At 71.2% G+C, this 16,750-nt stretch carries 16 protein-coding genes; 9 read left to right on the top strand and 7 right to left on the bottom strand.

Annotation, left to right across the window (positions count from 1 at the left end):
• Positions 1 to 81: 81 nt before the first annotated feature.
• The gene (locus ACIG3E_RS28370) at positions 82 to 573 is read right to left on the bottom strand and encodes a MarR family winged helix-turn-helix transcriptional regulator (RefSeq protein WP_399622154.1); all 492 of its coding nucleotides are present in this window, start codon (positions 571 to 573) and stop codon (positions 82 to 84) included.
• Positions 574 to 744: 171 nt separating this feature from the next.
• Here ACIG3E_RS28370 and ACIG3E_RS28365 point away from each other — a divergent pair, with 171 nt between their 5' ends.
• From ACIG3E_RS28365 to ACIG3E_RS28350, 4 genes are all read left to right on the top strand, one after another.
• On the top strand, positions 745 to 1,875 hold the full coding sequence (locus ACIG3E_RS28365; protein ID WP_399622152.1) for a GDSL-type esterase/lipase family protein: 1,131 nt from the start codon (positions 745 to 747) through the stop codon (positions 1,873 to 1,875).
• 58 nt (positions 1,876 to 1,933) lie between these two features.
• Complete coding sequence (locus ACIG3E_RS28360; protein WP_399622150.1) at positions 1,934 to 2,119, top strand: hypothetical protein; 186 nt, start codon at positions 1,934 to 1,936, stop codon at positions 2,117 to 2,119.
• 22 nt (positions 2,120 to 2,141) lie between these two features.
• Entirely contained in the window at positions 2,142 to 2,660 is a 519-nt protein-coding gene (locus tag ACIG3E_RS28355) for a hypothetical protein (protein ID WP_399622148.1), read from the top strand.
• A 116-nt stretch (positions 2,661 to 2,776) separates the two neighbouring features.
• On the top strand, positions 2,777 to 3,238 hold the full coding sequence (locus tag ACIG3E_RS28350; protein ID WP_399622226.1) for a Crp/Fnr family transcriptional regulator: 462 nt from the start codon (positions 2,777 to 2,779) through the stop codon (positions 3,236 to 3,238).
• Between the two features lie 130 nt (positions 3,239 to 3,368).
• Here the strand turns inward: ACIG3E_RS28350 and ACIG3E_RS28345 are convergent, their stop codons facing one another.
• A complete protein-coding gene (locus tag ACIG3E_RS28345) occupies positions 3,369 to 4,625 on the bottom strand; it encodes an SLC13 family permease (protein WP_399622224.1) in 1,257 nt (418 codons plus the stop codon).
• A 314-nt stretch (positions 4,626 to 4,939) separates the two neighbouring features.
• Here ACIG3E_RS28345 and ACIG3E_RS28340 point away from each other — a divergent pair, with 314 nt between their 5' ends.
• Genes ACIG3E_RS28340 through ACIG3E_RS28330 form a run of 3 tightly spaced genes read left to right on the top strand, consistent with a single transcriptional unit; the run spans position 4,940 to position 7,371 of the window.
• A complete protein-coding gene (locus ACIG3E_RS28340) occupies positions 4,940 to 5,884 on the top strand; it encodes a metalloregulator ArsR/SmtB family transcription factor (protein WP_399622146.1) in 945 nt (314 codons plus the stop codon).
• Positions 5,881 to 6,483 (top strand): dihydrofolate reductase family protein, encoded by a 603-nt coding sequence (locus tag ACIG3E_RS28335; protein ID WP_399622143.1) that lies wholly within the window; start codon positions 5,881 to 5,883, stop codon positions 6,481 to 6,483. The genes ACIG3E_RS28340 and ACIG3E_RS28335 overlap by 4 nt, the downstream gene beginning before the upstream one ends.
• A gap of 39 nt (positions 6,484 to 6,522) precedes the next feature.
• Positions 6,523 to 7,371 carry a methyltransferase domain-containing protein gene (locus ACIG3E_RS28330; protein WP_399622141.1) on the top strand — a complete coding sequence of 283 codons (849 nt, stop codon included), beginning with the start codon at positions 6,523 to 6,525 and terminating at the stop codon, positions 7,369 to 7,371.
• A gap of 128 nt (positions 7,372 to 7,499) precedes the next feature.
• On the opposite strand, the gene ACIG3E_RS28325 is transcribed toward ACIG3E_RS28330, so the two are convergent.
• From ACIG3E_RS28325 to ACIG3E_RS28305, 5 genes are all read right to left on the bottom strand, one after another.
• Entirely contained in the window at positions 7,500 to 9,254 is a 1,755-nt protein-coding gene (locus ACIG3E_RS28325; RefSeq protein WP_399622138.1) for an ABC transporter ATP-binding protein, read from the bottom strand.
• Between the two features lie 59 nt (positions 9,255 to 9,313).
• Positions 9,314 to 11,044 (bottom strand): ABC transporter ATP-binding protein/permease, encoded by a 1,731-nt coding sequence (locus tag ACIG3E_RS28320; protein ID WP_399622135.1) that lies wholly within the window; start codon positions 11,042 to 11,044, stop codon positions 9,314 to 9,316.
• A complete protein-coding gene (locus ACIG3E_RS28315; protein ID WP_399622133.1) occupies positions 11,044 to 13,335 on the bottom strand; it encodes a YcaO-like family protein in 2,292 nt (763 codons plus the stop codon). The genes ACIG3E_RS28320 and ACIG3E_RS28315 overlap by 1 nt, the downstream gene beginning before the upstream one ends.
• Before the next feature lie 583 nt (positions 13,336 to 13,918).
• A complete protein-coding gene (locus ACIG3E_RS28310; RefSeq protein ID WP_399622130.1) occupies positions 13,919 to 14,542 on the bottom strand; it encodes a TetR/AcrR family transcriptional regulator in 624 nt (207 codons plus the stop codon).
• Positions 14,543 to 14,584: 42 nt separating this feature from the next.
• Positions 14,585 to 14,821: a zinc-binding dehydrogenase gene (locus ACIG3E_RS28305; protein ID WP_399622223.1), complete on the bottom strand. Its 237-nt coding sequence runs from the start codon at positions 14,819 to 14,821 to the stop codon at positions 14,585 to 14,587.
• 381 nt (positions 14,822 to 15,202) lie between these two features.
• On the opposite strand from ACIG3E_RS28305, the gene ACIG3E_RS28300 reads away from it, so the two are divergent.
• Positions 15,203 to 16,420, top strand: a complete 1,218-nt coding sequence (locus ACIG3E_RS28300; protein ID WP_399622127.1) for a Shedu anti-phage system protein SduA domain-containing protein — start codon at positions 15,203 to 15,205, stop codon at positions 16,418 to 16,420.
• Complete coding sequence (locus ACIG3E_RS28295) at positions 16,417 to 16,722, top strand: hypothetical protein (protein ID WP_399622124.1); 306 nt, start codon at positions 16,417 to 16,419, stop codon at positions 16,720 to 16,722. Before ACIG3E_RS28300 ends, ACIG3E_RS28295 begins: the two co-directional genes overlap by 4 nt.
• Positions 16,723 to 16,750 lie beyond the last annotated feature (28 nt).

The raw sequence follows: 16,750 nt of genomic DNA, 5'->3' as shown, positions 1-16,750 counted from the left end.
TCGGCCCGGCGGGTGATTCCGCACTGCATCGTTGGATGGACGGCGGTGGAGTCCCACCCCGTCTTCCGGGGGCCCGTGATCTCACTCTGCCTCGGCCGGAGGCGGGGCGGTGTTCTTCGCCGCGTCGGGGTGCACGGCGTCGCGGAGCGTCCGCAGGTTGGTGACCAGGTCGGCCAGTTGCTCCGGGGTGAACAGGCCGGTGAACCAGCGCTCGATCTCGGTGAGGTGTTCGCCGAGCACTCCTTGCAGCCGCTCCGCGCCCTCCGAGGTCAGGACGGCGTAGGTGCTGCGCCGGTCATGGGGGCTGGACTCGCGGCGGACGAGCCCGCCGCGTTGCAGCCGGTCCACCACCCGTGTGACCCCACTCGTCGACAGGGACAACTGGGCGGCCAGGTCGGTCATCCGCAACTGCCTGCCGGGGGAGCGGCTCAAGCGCGTCAGGGCGTCGAAGTCCAAGGACGACAGCCCTGACTTCTCCAGGGTCGGCGCCAGCTTCGCGCTCAGCCCGGCGTGGGCCTCGAAGAACAAGCCCGCCGCGGTCAGCCGCGGGTCGTCGAAGACATCGGAATCCATGCCCCGCATCCTAACCCCAAGTACTTGCTGTGCGGATAGTTGACGTGCGGAATATCCCTGCGGTAGAAATCTGCTTGCCGCGTGGAAATTCCTCACGGCAACTAAATGGGGTCGGTGCGTCGACGGTGCTCGACCGCGCGCCCCCTCCACCAGAACGAGGAGTTCACCACCATGACCGCCACCTGGGTCGCAGGCTTCCGCTCCGCCGTGCTCAGCCCGTACGAGACCCTCCAGCTCAAGCCCTCCCGCGGCTTCCGCGACCAGACGCTGCGCCAGATCCTCCACCTCGACGGCGGAGGCGAGGCGTTGCGCGTCCTCCTCAGTAACGAATACGGCAAGGAACCCCTGGTCATCGGGGCGGCACGCATAGGAGTCCGCAGCACGGGCGGCGCCGTCGACCCCGCCACCGACACCGCCCTGCGTTTCGGCGGGGAGGCGCAGGTGGTCATCCCCGTCGGCGAGCGGCTCCACAGCGACCCGGTCGACCTCGCGGTGTCCGCCGGTGGCGACCTGGCGCTGACCCTCCACCTGCCCGAGGACACCGGCCTCGCGACCTACTCCCACACCCCCTCGCAGAACGCCTATCTGCTGCCCGGCAACGCGGTCGCGGCGGACTTCACGGACGCCGAGGAGATCGACGGACGCTACTACGTCACCGGCGTCGACGTCCTTGCCCCCGAAGGCACCGCGATCGCCGTCGCCTTCGGAGACTCCTGGTTCGAGGGCGTCGGCACCTCCACCGGCGCCAACATGCGCTTCCCCGACCAGCTGAACCGCAGGCTCGACCGCGGGTGGGTCGTCAACCAGGGCATCGGCGGCAACCGCCTGCTGACCGACGAAATCGGCCTGCGCGGCCTGGCCCGCTTCGAGCGCGACGTCCTGCGCGTGCCCGGCGCCACCCACGTGCTCCTCCACTTCGGCCTCAACGACGTGGGCCTGCCCGGCATGTCCGGCGAACCCCCGGCCACCGCCGAGGACCTGATCGCGGGCTTCACCGCGCTCGCCGACCGCGCGCGTACGCACGGCCTGACCGTCATCGGCATGACGATGGGCCCCTACGCGGGCACCATCTACCCCGGCGTCGACACCCCCGAAGGCCGCGCGGTGCGGCGCGAGGTCAACGCGTGGATCCGTACCGCCACCGTCTTCGACGCCGTCGTCGACGTGGCCGCGGCCGTCCAGGACCCTCAGGCGCCGGAGTCCATCCGCGCCGACCTCGACAGCGGCGACCACCTGCACCTCAACGACGCGGGCGCGCACGCCATGGCCGCCGCCGTCGACCTCGCGCTCCTGCGCCTGTGACGGCACGTCACCCGACCCGGCTCCAGGGGGCGGGGCCCTCGGAGCCTCCGGTGCCTCGGTGGCGCTGCTCAGCCTCGACGCCGCCGGACCGCCCACGCGGCGCGGCCGCTGGGTCGTCGCGGACGTCCCCGGCACGGCGAGCAGGCTCTGGTACGTCACGCGGTTCACCGTCGACGAGCAAGGCGGGCTGACCGTCGACCCCGTCATGACCTACCGGTCCGGGACCTGGGACACCGCCCTCTAGCCGTACGAGATGGAGACCGCCCATGCCCGCCAACCCGCATCAGGCCACGCTCCAGCGCCTGGCCGAACTCCACCGGGCGGACCTGGCCGACCTGCACCAGCAGGCCCGCAGGCTCCGGGAGATGCTGCGCCGCAGGCCGCCCCGGCCCGAGCCGCCGAAGCCGCCGCTGGCACGTGAGGTGCTGAGCGGCGACCTCGCGGGTGTCGAGCGCGCCATCGCCAAACACGACCGGATCGTCGAGCTCGCCCGCGACGAACGCGTCGGCGAGGTGCTGCAAGCCGTCGCCGACGACCCGGACCTCGCCCGGGAAGCGGCACAGGACTCGTTGGCGTTCGCGGCACGGCACGGCATCGACCTGCCCGCCACCCTCGTCGTCGCCGTGCTCGTCGCGGGCCGTGATGTGCCCGCCCGCTTCAGCAACGCCGACCGGACATGCCCTTCGAGGTCGCCTGGACGCGGGACGGCTTCCAGGCGCCGCCGGTGCCGGACCCGCCGCCCGGCCGCGCGGCCGCCGAACCCGTCTGACCGGCCAGGACCGTAGGGCCGTTCGGCCCGCGCCGGGGCGCCGCCCGGCCACTGTGCCGCGCGGGCGCCGGGGAGGATGCTGACGGCGTCGGGCCCGCCGCGGCACGACAGGAAGGCACAGCGGTGAACACCATGACCATGTCCAGCACCCGCATGCTGCGGGCCCTGCCCGCCGCCCACCGGGAACGTCTGCTGCGCGTCGCCCGTGACGTGCCCATCGCCGAGGGCACCCGCCTGTTCCACGAGGGCGGACGCGCCGACCGCTTCTGGGTCGTACGCACCGGCACGGTCACCCTCGACATGCACGTCCCCGGCCGCCGCTCACCCGTGATCGAGACCATCGGCTTCGACGAACTGGTCGGCTGGTCCTGGCTGTTCCCGCCGTACGTGTGGCAGCTGGGCGCCGTGGCGACGACTCCGGTACGCGCCTACGCATTCGACGCCCCCGTCGTACGATCCCTGTGCGAGAGCGACCCTCAACTCGGCGCCGCCGTAGGCCAATGGGTCGGCAACGTCCTGGCCCACCGCCTCCAGTCGGCCCGCACCAGGCTGCTGGACCTGTACGCGCCTTACGGCAGCGGGAGCACCCGTTAGGACAGTGCCCTGAAGGGGCGCGGGGAACTGCGCGACCAGCCACGACGATGCGGTCGCCGTCGCGGGCGAGGACGGGCAGGTCAGCGCCTACGATCACGGTGTCCAGCCCCCTCGGCCTCCTCGGGCCCCGTCAGCCCCCGATCGCGAGCAGCGAGACCCACAGGGCCGCCACCGACAGCAGCAGCGCGGCGGGCACGGTGAGGAGCCCGAGCCGGGTGAACTCGCCCAGCCGCACGTCACTGTCGTGCTCGCGGACGATCCGCCGCCACAGCAAGGTGGCGAGGGATCCGGCGTAGGTGAGGTTCGGGCCGATGTTCACCCCGAGCAGCACCGCCAGGACGGGGCCGGGACCGGCCGGTGCGGTCAGCGGCAGCAGGACCAGGACGGCCGGGAGGTTGTTGATCACGTTGGCCAGCACGGCGGCCAGGGCCGCGACGCCGAGCAGGGCCGCGAGTCCGGTGCCGTCGGGCACCACGCGGCCCAGCGCGTCGGCGAGCCCGTTGTCGACGACCGCGCGCACCACGACGCCCAGGGCCAGGACGAAGGCGCAGAACGGCAGGGCCGCGGCACGCACCAGGGCGGTGGGAGTGGTGCGGCGCCGGACCAGGGCGCGGCCCCCGAGCACGGTCGCGCCCGCCGCTGCCGCCCACGCCGGGTCGATCCCGACCGCGGAGGCCACCACGAAGCCCACCAGCGTGCCGACCACCGTGGCCAGCGCGAACACCGGCACCTCGCGCGGCTCAGCAACGGGCGGCGCCTCGGCTCCGGCGTCCAGGTCGGTGGCGAAGAACCTCCGGATGACCACGTACTCGACGGCGATCGCGGCCAGCCAGGGCAGGGCCATCAGGGCGGCGAAGCGGGTGAAGCTCAGTCCGCTCGCGGTGAACGCGAGCAGGTTGGTGAGGTTGGACACCGGAAGCAGCAGCGAGGCGGAGTTCGACAGATGGGCGCAGGCGTACACGTGCGGCGCGGGCCGCGCGCCGAGCCGGGCCACGGTGGCGAACACCACCGGCGTCAGGAGCACGACCGTGGCGTCCAGACTGAGCACCGCGGTGATCAGCGAAGCGGCGCCGAACACCTGCGCGAGCAACCGGCGCGGGCTCCCGGCCGCCCGCCTGGCCATCCAGGCACCGCAGGCCTGGAACAGGCCCTCGTCGGCACACAGCTGAGCCAGGACCAGCACCGCCGCGAGGAAGCCGACCACCGGGCCGAGGCGGGCGGCCTCGTCCGCCGCGTGGCCTAGCGGGATCGCCCCGGTGGCGATGACCACCCCGGCGGCCGGTACGGCTACGACCGCCTCCGGCCAGCCCCACGGTCGGACCACCGCACAGGCCAGGACCGCCAGGAGCAGCACGGCGGAGAGCGCTTCGGCGAGGGAGGCGTACAGGAGCGGAACCTTTCAGCGGCGGAGCCTTCCGCGGAGCCCTTCGAGGGCCCGGCGGGGAGGAAAAACGGCAGGACAGCATGATCCGCTGTCGTGTCATCCTCCAACTCCACGGGGTCCCGCCAGCCCCTCGGCCCCATGTGGACCCGACCAAGGCATTCCCCGTGCGACCGCTGCCGCCAGGTCCTCCCCGACCACTGTCCCGGCCCTACGGGGCCCTCCTGTCCCGGCCCTACGGGGCACTCCGTGGCCCCGGTTGGGACCAGCTCTCGAATATTCCTTGACACGAATATTCGTTGCAGAGAATAATAGAAGGCATGGACGCACTCCTCTCCGCACTGGCCGACCCGGCCCGGTGGCGGCTCGTGAGCCTGCTGGCCGAGCGACCCCGCCCGGTCGGTGTCCTCGCGCAGCTCGCCGAGGCGCGCCAGCCGCAGACGACCAAGCATCTGCAGACCCTGGAGCGCGCGGGCGTGGTCACGTCCCGCCGCACCGGCCAGCGCCGCGTCTACGCCCTGCGGCCCGCGGCCCTGCGGGAGCTCGCGGCGGAGCTCTGCCGCGTCGCCGACACGGCGGACCGGTCCGGTGGCCCGCTCGCGACGTTCGAGAGCTATGGGCGCGGCGTCGAGGTGGAGTGGCTCGCCGCGCGGGAGCCGGGGTGGGCCGACGGCCGCGGCTTCACGTTCTCCCGGTCCCTGCCGGGGAGCCCCGAGCTGGTCTGGCGCCACATGACCGAGGCCGACCTGCTCACCGGATGGTGGACGCCCGACGACCTCCGCGTCTCGGAGCTCGTCTTCGAGGCGCGACCGGGCGGGCGTCTCGTCCTGGAGTACCGCGACGCCGACGACGTGACCGGCTCCGACCTGGTCGCCGGGCGCGCGGAGGGCACCTTCGTCGACGTACGCCCCGGGGAGGGCCTCGGGTACCGGCTCTCCCCGCTGCTCCCCGACGGCAGCCCGGCCTTCACCGCCCACGTCGACTTCCGGCTCCGCCCCACCGACGCGGGCACGGACCTCGACGTCCAGTACCGGATCACCGACAGCACCCTCGACTCCGCGGACTTCATCGCGGGCATCGAGATCGGCTTCGGCCAGAGCCTCGACAAGCTCGCGGCGAACGTGGCGGCGGACGTCACGGGGGATCCCAGGAGCACCGACAGCCACACAAGCACCAGAACCACCACCAGCAGCACCAGCACGACGAGCATTGGCACCACCAATAGGGACACCCCACCCAGCCCCCATGCAAGGAGCACGAAGTGACTGTGCAGACCGCGGGCCGCCGAGTCGTCACCAACATCGCCCTCTCCCTCGACGGCCGTTACGCCCGCCCGGACAACCCCCTGGACATGGGCTGGGTGATGCCCTACGCCGTCACCGACGTGGCCCGTGACCACCTCACGAGCCTCTGGGAGCCCGCGACGACGGCCCTGCTCGGACGGGTCAACGCCGAGGGATTCCTGGGCTTCTGGCCCACCGTCATCGGCGCGGAAGACGCCGACCCGCGCGACGAGGGCTTCGCGAAGTGGCTCGTGGACACCGACAAGGTGGTCCTCTCCACGACCCTCGACGAGGCGCCCTGGGAGCGGACGACACTCGTCGACAAGCCCACCGCCGAGGCCGTGGCGGACCTCAAGGCGACCGAGGGCGGCGACATCCTCGTGCTCTCCAGCGCCAGTGTCATCAAGGCCCTGCTGGCGGCCGACATGGTCGACCGCCTCGCGCTCACGGTCTTTCCGGTCTTCCTCGGCGGCGGCCCGAGACTCTTCGACGACGGCCTGCCCGAGGGCCGGTGGGAGCTCATAAGCCAGAGCGCGGGCGACCACGGCACGCTGGCGCTCGTCTACGACCGGGTCCGCTGAGCCGAAGAGCGTCCCTTCACCGTCTGCCAGACTCACCCCATGGCTGATCATGAATACGACAGCAACTACCTTCTGGACAACAGGCAATCGGAGGCGGGCACCCGCTTCGGCGCGCTCTCCGAGCTGTTCGACCCGGTGACGTTCCGGCACGTGGACCGGCTAGGGGTCGGGGCGGGCATGCGCTGCTGGGAGGTCGGCGCCGGTGGCCCCTCGCTGCCGCTCGGGCTCGCGGAGCGCGTCGGGCCGACGGGCTCGGTGCTCGCCACCGACATCGACGCGTCCTGGACCCGGGACGTCGCCGACGGCGTGATCGAGGTACGGACCCACGACGTGGCGGCCGACCCGCCGCCCGCGCCGCCCGGCGGATTCGACCTCGTGCACGCCCGGCTCGTCCTGGTGCACATCGCCGACCGCGCCGAGGCCCTGCGCCGCATGGTGCAGGCGCTGAAGCCCGGTGGCTGGCTGCTCCTGGAGGACGCCGACCCGATGCTGATACCCCAGCTGTGCCCGGACGAGTCGGGACCCGAACAGCGACTCGCCAACCGGTTGCGATCCGCCTTCCGGACGCTGATGGCGGAGCGCGGCGCGGACCTCGCGTACGGGCGGACCCTGCCCCGCACCTTGCGCGAGGCCGGTCTGACCGACGTACAGGCCGACGCGTACTTCCCGATCACCTCGCCCGCGTGCACCGTACTGGAGGACGCGACGGTGCGGCAGGTCCGCCACCACCTGGTCGACCGAGGCCTCGCCACCGACGAGGAGATCGACCACCACCTGGCCAACGTCGCCGCGGGAGGGCTCGACCTGGGCACCGCCCCGATGGTCTCCGCCTGGGGACGACGACCGCAGCCCCACGGCCTCGTGGGGGAGGAGGACGGTCTCCGGTAGGCGGGCAGGGGCGGGCCCCAGCAGTGGGTCTGGGACGGCGCCCGGCTCCGCAACCCGGCCTACCACCGGTGCCTGACGATCGCCCACGCCAACGGCACCCCGCCCCACCCCAGTGAGCGGAGTCGAGCTCAGGCTGGTCCGGCTCCGCCGTCCAGCGGAGACCCGCCGGGCCGCCGCGGGATGTCGACGACACCGTCGTGCTGAGAGGCGATGAGCCGGGCGTAGACGCCGTCGCGGGCGAGCAGGTGTTCATGGGTTCCCGATTCGGCGACCCGGCCGCCGGTGAGGACGACGATCCGGTCGGCGGAGCGGATCGTCGACAGGCGGTGGGCGACCAGGAGCGTCGTGCGACCGGCCTGGAGGCGTTTCATCGCGGCCTGTAGCAGCGCCGTGTTCTCGGCGTCGAGGCTGGAGACCGCCTCGTCCATGACCAGGACGGGTGTGTCCCGCAGGAAGGCCCGGGCGATGGCGATGCGCTGGCGCTGGCCGCCGGAGAGCTGGGCGCCCCGTTCGCCGATGACGGTGTCGTAGCCGTACGGGAGCTCGGTGACGAAGTCATCGGCGATGGCCCGCCGTGCCGCCGCCACGACCTGCGAGGGGGTGGCGTCCTGACGGCCGATCCGGATGTTGTCGGCCACGGACGTGTTGAACAGGTACACCTCCTGAGGCACCAGCGTGATGAGCTCGCGCAGCGCGGCCTGGGGAAACGCGCGTACGTCGTGGCCGCCGACGGAGACCGAGCCGTGCCGGGCGTCCCAGAACCGCATGAGCAGGTGGGCGCAGGTGGACTTGCCCGCGCCCGAGTGGCCGACCAGGGCCACCGTCTCGCCCGGTGCCACGGCGAAGCTGACGTCGTGCAGGACGTCGGGGCCCTGCGTGCCGTAGCCGAAGGTCACGTGGCGGAACCGTACATGGGGAGCGACGGGCGGAGGAGGCGGCCGCGAGGCCAGATCGGTGACGGTCGGCGGGGTGTCGAGCACGGTGAGGACGCGGTCCGTCGCGGCCCGTACCGCGCCGAAGTTGCGGGCGGTGGAGAGGATGTCGTTGAGCGGGGCGAAGCAGTAGACGGCGAGGATCACGGCGACCGGCAAGGTGGTCGCGGGCAACCGGTGGGCCGAGACCAGCAGGGAGCCGGTGACGAGGACGGTGGCCATGCCGAGGGTGACGAGGGCGTCCGCCGCGGAGTGCTCGGCACCGGACCTGCGGCCGTGGGCGAGCTGGGCGCGGTAGAGGGCGGCCCCGCCCCGGCCGATCCGGTCCAGCCACGCCGTCCCGCGGCCGAACGCCACCAGTTCTCGCAGCCCCTGCACACCGTCCACGACATCGGCGTTGACCTCGCCGAGCCGCGCGCGCAGCTCCCTTCCCTGGGCGCCGGACCGTGCGGCCAGCCAGACCGGGACCGTGGCGATCGCCGCGAGGAAGGGCAGCACGGCCGCAAGCAGCAGGGGATGCAGCGTGCCCAGCACCGCGAGCGCGCCGAACGGGACGACGACGGCGACGAGGAAGCTGATCACGGTGTGGGCGAAGAACTCCTCGGTCAGTTCGACGTCGGCCATCACCGTCGAGGCGAGGTCCCCGGTGCGGCGACCGAGGAGATAGGCCGGAGCCAGGCGCTCCAGCGCTTCGTAGACCCGGACCCGCAAGGCGGCGAGGATGCGGTACGCGATGTCGTGGACCATCCACATCTCGGCCCAGGCCGCAGCGGCCCGCGCGATCACGAGCACGCCGAGCAGCACCACGCCGAGGCCGACGGCCCGCGCCGAGTGGCCGGTGGCGGCCAGGCCGACCAGCCACACCGCGGTGACCGCCGCGGCGATCCCACACGCCTGGTCGGCGATCCCGACGAGCAGCGCGAGGGCCAGCCTGCGGCGAAACCCCCTCATGAAGGGCAACAGACCGGTCAAGGCCCGGCCGTGCGGCGCGGACCGTGCGGCCGCCGGGGTCATGGCGCCGCCTGCGCGGCGACCATGCGGGCGTAGTCCCCGCGGCGGACCAGCAGACTCCGGTGGTCGCCGACCTCGGTGACCCGCCCGTGTGCCAGGACGGCGATGCGACCGGCGTCGCGGACCGTGGACAGGCGGTGGGCGACCACCAGTGTCGTGCGGCCCCGGCTCAGCCTCCCCAGCGCCCGCTGGATGTCGGCCTCCGCCGCGGCGTCGACGCTGGACGTGGCCTCGTCCAGGACCAGCACGGGCGCGTCCTTCAGGAGGGCTCGGGCGATCGCGATGCGCTGACGTTCGCCGCCGGAGAGCGTCAGTCCCCGTTCACCGACCGGCGTGTCGTATCCGGCCGGGAGGGCCTCGACGAAGGCGTGTGCTCCGGCGGCGCGGGCCGCTTCCCGCATCTGCTCCCCGGTGGCGTCGGGCCGGGCGAGCCGGAGGTTGTCGGCGATGGTGCCGTGGAAGAGATACGTGTCCTGGGAGACCACGGCGATCGTCTCCCGGAGCGTGGCGAGGGGCAGCCCACGGATGTCCGAGCCGTCGACGAGGACCCGCCCGCCGACGGGATCGAAGAAGCGCAGGAGCAAGGAGACCAGCGTGGTCTTCCCGGCGCCCGAGGGCCCCACGACGGCGAGCGTCCCGCCCGCCTCGAGCCGGAGGCTCACCTCGTCGAGGGCGGGGGCCGCGCGGTCGGCGTAGGTGAAGGTGACGCGCTCGAACTCGACGACCGGGGGCCGCTCGATCCGCGCGCGCCGCGAGGGAGCCGACGGCTCGGGTGTCTGCGGAACCGCGTCGAGGAGGGCGTGGATGCCCACGGCGGCCGAGACCGCGGTGTGACCCGCGTGCCAGAACCGGGACAGCTCGATGAACGGACGGAAGCACTCGAACACCAGGAACACGACGACGTAGAGCCCGGCGAGGTCCAGCGCCCCCTGGGCCAGGCGCAGCGCGCCGACGCCCACGCTGAGCGAGGTGCCCGCCGCGACCCCGAAGGCGGTGAGACCGGTGTCGACCAGGGACACGCGCATCTGGGCCATCGTGGAGCGGTACAACACCTCGGCCCGGTCGCCGAGTTCGGCCCGGCGGCGCGCTCCGGCGTTGAACGCCTTGAGCGTCGTCAGGCCCTGCATGGTGTCGAGGTACTCGGCGTCGAGCGCGGCGTAGGCGTCCCAGTGGGCCTGTCCGCGCTCGCCGAGCAGCCGGTCCCACCAGCGCGGCGCCAGCGGGACGAACACCACGAGGACCGCCACCAGCGCCCCGACGACCCAGTCGATCGACGTCAGGTAGGCGACGAGTCCGACCGGGGCGAGGAGACAGACGGCCAGTTGCGGCAGATAGCGCGCGTAGTAGCTCTCGACCGCCTCCACGCCGTCCACCAGGGCCGACTGCACGGTGCCCGTCCTGGTCCTGGTCAGGTGGCCGGGGCCCAGGGCGAGCAGATGCGCGTAGAGGCGGCGACGGAGCCGCAGTTTGGTCGCGGCGGCCGTCCGGCTGACGCACAGCTCGCGCAGTTGCAGCAGTCCGGCCCGTACGGCGACGAGCGCGAGGACCCCGGCGACCTGGCCGATGCTGGCGGTCCACGGCCTGTGGTCGCTCACCCGCTCAAGGACGGCGGCGACCAGCAGCCCTTGGCCGACGTAGGTGGCGGTGACGCCGAGCCCCACGGCCACCGCTGCGGCGATGTGCCAGCGGACAGCGGTGGCGAGTGCGAGGAGTCGGCGGTGGAGCAGCATCAGGCGTGCGGCAGCGGGAAGTAGTTGAGCTCCTCCTCCGTCAGCGGCCGTTGCCGCCAGCCGAGGGTGACCGCCATGTCCTGGATGCGCCTCTTGCCGAGGAACGGGAACGCCGCGGGGAAGTTGGGGACCAGGCCGGGGATGAGCACCCGGACCACGCGGAACCCCGTCTTGGCGACGTCGTGGGTGGTCACGTCCACGTAGATGATCTCGTAACCGCGTTTCTCGACCACGTCCCGGTACGTGGCGAGGGTGCGGTCGGGCAGCCGCGGCAGGTCGTTGATCGACCGGCTCGTGGGGGTGTCCACCCAGGGCCGCACCACCTCGGTGGCGCGCGGGTCGAGGAACAGCTGCTGCTGGCACAGCAGGTCGTTGACGTCGTGGAAGTCCTTCGCGTAGTCGTCGAGGTAGGCGCGGTCCTTGCGCCAGGGCTTGACCATGGCGTTGGTCCAGCCGGCCGCGACCGCCTCCCGGAACAGGCCCGCCGGATCGTCGAAGTCCCGGGTGCCGTCCTGGAGGGTCAACGCCTCGCCCCACGCCTTGCGGGCGGCGTCCACCGGCTCGGGCCGGGCGCCGAAGCCGATGGTGAAGAGCTTCTCGATGTGGTTCTCGACCACGCCCGCCAGGACCGGCACGTCGAACTCGTTGTCCAGCTGGATGAGCCAGGCGCGCTGGCCGAGTTCGGCGGGCCGCCCGGCCCACAGCGCGGCGAGTTCGGGGGGCTGTTCCACCTTGGGCAGCGGATGGCGGTTCATCCACCAGATCATGGTGGCGTCCCGCTCGATGACCTCTTCGATGCCGGAGACCAGCGCGTCGTCCAGGGTGTGCCCCGCGGCGAGCCCCGGATAGTAGAGGAAGTTGGTGGGCGGCACGTCCGCGTACTGGTCCATGTACCAGTTGACGTACACCAGACTGGCGGGCACCCACACGGGCCGGTCGGCGGTGAGCGAGCGGCCCCGCACCCAGTGGGTGGTCCGGTCGTGGGTGAACCGCACGAACGGGAAGCCGGGGCTGTCGTACAACCGGTCCGAGTAGAGCACGAGGCGGTCCGGGTCGAGCGCGGATTCCCCCGCCTGCTGGAGATCCTGGTACGAGGCCTCACGGACGTCGACGGTCTCGGTGATGCAGTTCCCGCAGTACCGCTCGACGGCCTCGCCGATCGCGGCGCTGCGGGCCGCCCGGAAGTTGCGGAACGCGGTGCCGCCGCAGACCACGTTGTTGGCCCAGGTGTACAGGCGGCGCATGTCGGCGACGTTGGTCTGCACCGTGACGAGGCGGTCGGGGACGGAGGGGTCGTGCTCGAAGATCTGGTGGGAGGCGATCAGGCCGGTGCGGTTGTCAAGCAGGAGGCGCTCGTTGAACGGCGGGGTGTCGTCGTCCAGGGGCCGGTCGGGCAGCGGAAGCACCGGGTGGCGCGCGATGGTCAGCTCGACCGGGTCGAGTTCGATCTCCGCCCACAGCGACCACGCGGTGACCCCGGCGACCCAGCGCTCGACGTCGATCAGCAAGTACGAGAGCATCCACAGGAGTTCGGAGGGCGTCGGGGTGCCTCCCGCGCCGAAGACGGCCTCGCCGGTCAACGCGGCGTGGACGTCGGGCCGTTCGGCCGCCGTGAGCCGTCGGCCCAGGAGGTCCCGGTAGTCGGGCGTACGGCCGGGTGCGACGGTCGGCCCGGCCCAGCCGCGGCCTTCGCTGAGGTGGAACGACGACCACAGGACCCGGTGCTCGGCGCAGAAGTCGTTCAGCGACTCCAGATAGCCGAGGTCGAAGCGGTCGCGCAGGGCGAGCACGACGGGCTTTTCTGCCGGATGCGCCGCCAGGGCGTCCACGAGGCCGGACCTGGACGTCACCTCTACCGAGGCGAAGTTGGCCGTCGCCGGGCAGACGCGGGCGACGTCGGTCAGCTCCGCGTCGCCCGTGAGGATCAGGGGTGTGGCCGCCACCCGCTCGGGATCGGGCCGTGGTCCCTGGTCGAACCGCAGCCAGTTGGCCTCGCCCGCGATGGGTTCCGCCGCGCTGAGCCCACCGAGTTCCGTGAGCTTCTCCAGGACTTCGCGGTAGCCCGCCGGGTCGGAGGTGGTGCGGACGATCTCCTCGACGGGGGTCGCGCCGTCACAGCGGGCCAGGACCGCCGCGACGTCCTCGGGCGCCGCTTTGATCTCGAAGAGGCCGCCTCTGGGGGCGATGGCGAGCGTGTGCCGCGCCGCGCCGGGGCGGGGCCAGACAAGTGGCCGTAATTCGACGCGCACCATGCGGGGGCAGCCGATCCCGATGGATTCATTGACCGTCAACGATTCCTCCAACCCATGAAGATCCGGGAATCACCGGTCGGTGATTCCCGGAACCCGGCACCTATTTCTCAGTCGTTCCAGGTGAACACAGGAGCGATACTTGAGTGGTTGTGACTCGGGGCCAGCATCCTCCGAGTGCGGTGGAAATCAATGTGCACGATCATTCGGTCCTCCTCACGGCCGTACGGCTCCCATCACGGATGTCGCCGCATGGTAGAGAGGGTGGTCGGTCGTGAGGGGCGCCGCACATACGCATTTGAGCGTAGGAGCCCAGAGCGCGGCCGATACCCAACTGCTGCGGCCATTCGGTTCCTGCAAGAAAAACGCAATAGCCAAGCCGCCGCCAGGCGGGGACGTAACGGCCGTGTGGAATTAATGACGTCCGACATGGAACTACGTGGATCGGCTCCACGGAATTCCCGTCGGGCTTCGGCCATCCCGACCGAATCATGTCGGCGCGACCCAAGTGCAGTCATGTACGGGAAAAGCGAGTGTGGCTCAGCAGACTGGTGAGGTCACTTTTCCCTCCGCGCATAGTTGGCTGATTCGGCGCTACGGAACGGCCGCGGCGGAAGCCAACGGCTCAGTCCGCCTGGACCTCCACCAGGTCCAGGCGGCCGCCCGCCAGCGCGATGGTCGCGGAGACCAGGGCCTGGAGGGCGAGGTCCTCGCCGGGCTGGTCCGGGGTGTAGAGGCATTGGAGCGTCAGCCCGTCGAAGCCCGCGAGGAAGAAGCGGGCGACGGCCTCCGCCGGCTGGGCGAGCTCGTGCCCGGTCCGCGCCGCCGCCTCGGACACCAGCTTCGCCGTCACGTCGGTCACGCCCTGGTAGTAGCTCCCGAGGGCCTCGGTCATCTCGGGGGTGCGCAGGGCGACCATGCTCAGTTCGGTCTGCAGGTTGTAGCGCATCGGGTCCTCCCGCACGGTGCGCCACAGGACGCCGACCAGGGCGACGATCGTGTCCTCGAAACCGGCGTCCCGCGGGGTCGCCTGCTCGACGCGTGCGATCAGGTCGGCGGTGAGCTGCTCCATCACCGCCCGGTACAGATCCGCCTTCGTGCCGAAGGTGTAGTGCACCGTCGCCTGCGCGACACCGAGCTCGGCGGCGATCGCACGCGTGCTGCCCGCGGCGACTCCCTCCCTGGTCATGAGGTCGATGGCCGCTTTGATCAGCTGAGGGCGGCGCTCGGCCGCGGAAACGTGAGCCATGCGCCCATCCTACCGACCTAGTCAGTAGAACAAGTCACCCGCTCAAGTCGGTCTTGGGTCGGACCGTCTCAGGGCCGGGCTCACGAGGGTACGGATGACCGCCTTGCCGAAGGCGCCACCGGCGGCGTAGTGGCGGTAGGCGTCGACGGCCTCGTCGAAGGGGAGGACTCGGTCGACCAGGGACCGGAGCCCGTGGGCCTCGATCAGGGCGTTCATGGCGGTGAACTGGGCGCGGCTGCCCACCGCCACGGCGCGGACCGTGGCGCCGGAGGCGAACAGCGCCTGCGGGGGGGGGGGGGGCGCGGACCTCGTCGGCCGAGGCGGGCGTGGCCGTTAGTCGACGACGTCATCGGCGCCGAGGCCGCGCAGTCGTGCCGCCTTGGCCGGGCTGTTGGTCGTGGCGATCGCTGTTCACCGCCTCTACTGGCACGTAGTTGCGCCCCCTTGGGTGGCGTGCGGGTGTATCGGTGACCACCTCCTGCCGGGGTGAGACGTCAGATGGAGACACGGCGGAACCTCAGGACTCAGACCGGGGGCAGCTACGGTTGGGGCACAGAGCACGGAGGGTTCCCCCCTGCGGAGACTCGTTAGGTCGAGCCGGTCCGGCCGCGATCCACTCAACCCGGCGTCGTTGTCAGTGCCTCCCCCTAAGGTCACCGCATGACGACATTCCGTTCCGGTTTCACGCTCTGGCAGATGGTCAGCGGGGCACGGGAGCTCACTGAGTATCCGAGTGTGCTGGAGCGCATCGATGCAGTGCTGCGCATCATGGGTCCTGCCTTCGGCGGGACTGGGTACGGCAAGGGCAGGCCGTTGGTGAACGCCTTGGAGGACGTTGCCCAAGAGGCGCTCCTGCTCGGAGATTTCGCTCTCGCGCAGCGGTTCCAGCGCTTCGCCGCTTACGCCGGCGGCGAACTGTTCCTCGAAATCCTGGAGAACTACTACGACGAGGACGCTCGGCATCGTAGCGAGGAAGGCATGCGCAGGCTGGTGGCCATGGGCGCCGATCGAGCGGTGGCTGTTTTGGACGCCCTCTCCAAGGACAACCCCGAGGCGACGGTGGCCGATGCGCGGGACCTCTTTCGCGGTATAGCCCTGTCTGTGGACCACTTGGGCATCGGTACGGGGGAGGGTGGGATCCGGCTGCCCACGCGAGAGAGGAGGCGACTCCAGCAGTACGGGCACATGGAGCTGGTCCTGAGGAACCTGCCGCGACCAGCCTCGACTGAGGCGGCGCGGATGGTGGGCGGCTTCCTCGCGGATGCCGACGCGGAGTTGCTCGCTCAGTTGCTGGAGCTGAAGGCCCGGCGAGCGGGTCTCGATGCTTTGCGTGCTGTGGTGGAGGATGAGACGAGCTCGGAGAGCGCCCTCCACGCCCGACTGAAGAATCAGGAGTGGATCTTCGGTGGTGCCTACGTGGCAGAACTGGCACGTAGGCAGTACACCGCGGACACGATTCTGGATATCCCGCTTCTGCGTGGTGATGGGTCTCTTCACGTGGTGGAACTCAAGCGTGCCAACATCAAGGACCTGGTGATTCGCCGCAGCGGCCACCTCATGTTGGGTGCCGCGGCCCACCACGCGGTGTCGCAGGCGCAGAACTACCTCCGCACCATGGACGAGAACCGCAAGGCCATCCTCGCGGACCATGGAGTCGATACCCGTAGAGCCTCGGCAACGGTTGTGATCGGGCATCCGCGGTTCGTCAGTGGGGGCATTACCTCCCAGGACATCGCGGAGACACTCCGCACCTACAACACACACGCGGCACGCATTGAAGTGATCACGTACGAAACCCTGCTGGAGTCAGCAGCCCGGATGCTGGCCCTTGCGTCGGCGCAGCAGGATCCTGACCAGACCGAGGAGCCCACGGCATGACTGAACAGACCCGGCCTGCGATCGAACAGTTGCTGGCCCGCCTGTGCGGTGGCGTGATTACAGGCAAGGACTACGTCGGCTACTTCCTCAACGAGCACGGAGAGGAGCTCGTCTTCGCCCAGCGCCGGGGAGAGAAGACCGCCCGGTTCTGGCATAGCGACGCCGAGTGGCAGATGTTCCGCGTCGACGACCACTCAGTACGGGTCGGCAGCGTGATGGACGGGGTGATCACCGTCGGCGACCTGATCATCGACCGTAATGAGGCGACATGGCTGTCCTCATGCCTTGCTGCCTGTAGGTGATCAGAATCCGCGTCATGTTCTCGCGAGC

The sequence above is a fragment of the Streptomyces sp. NPDC053474 genome, assembly GCF_044544845.1.
Lineage (GTDB): Bacteria > Actinomycetota > Actinomycetes > Streptomycetales > Streptomycetaceae > Streptomyces.
Note: the sequence above shows the minus strand (reverse complement) of the source record. Positions and strands in the feature narration are given on the sequence as shown.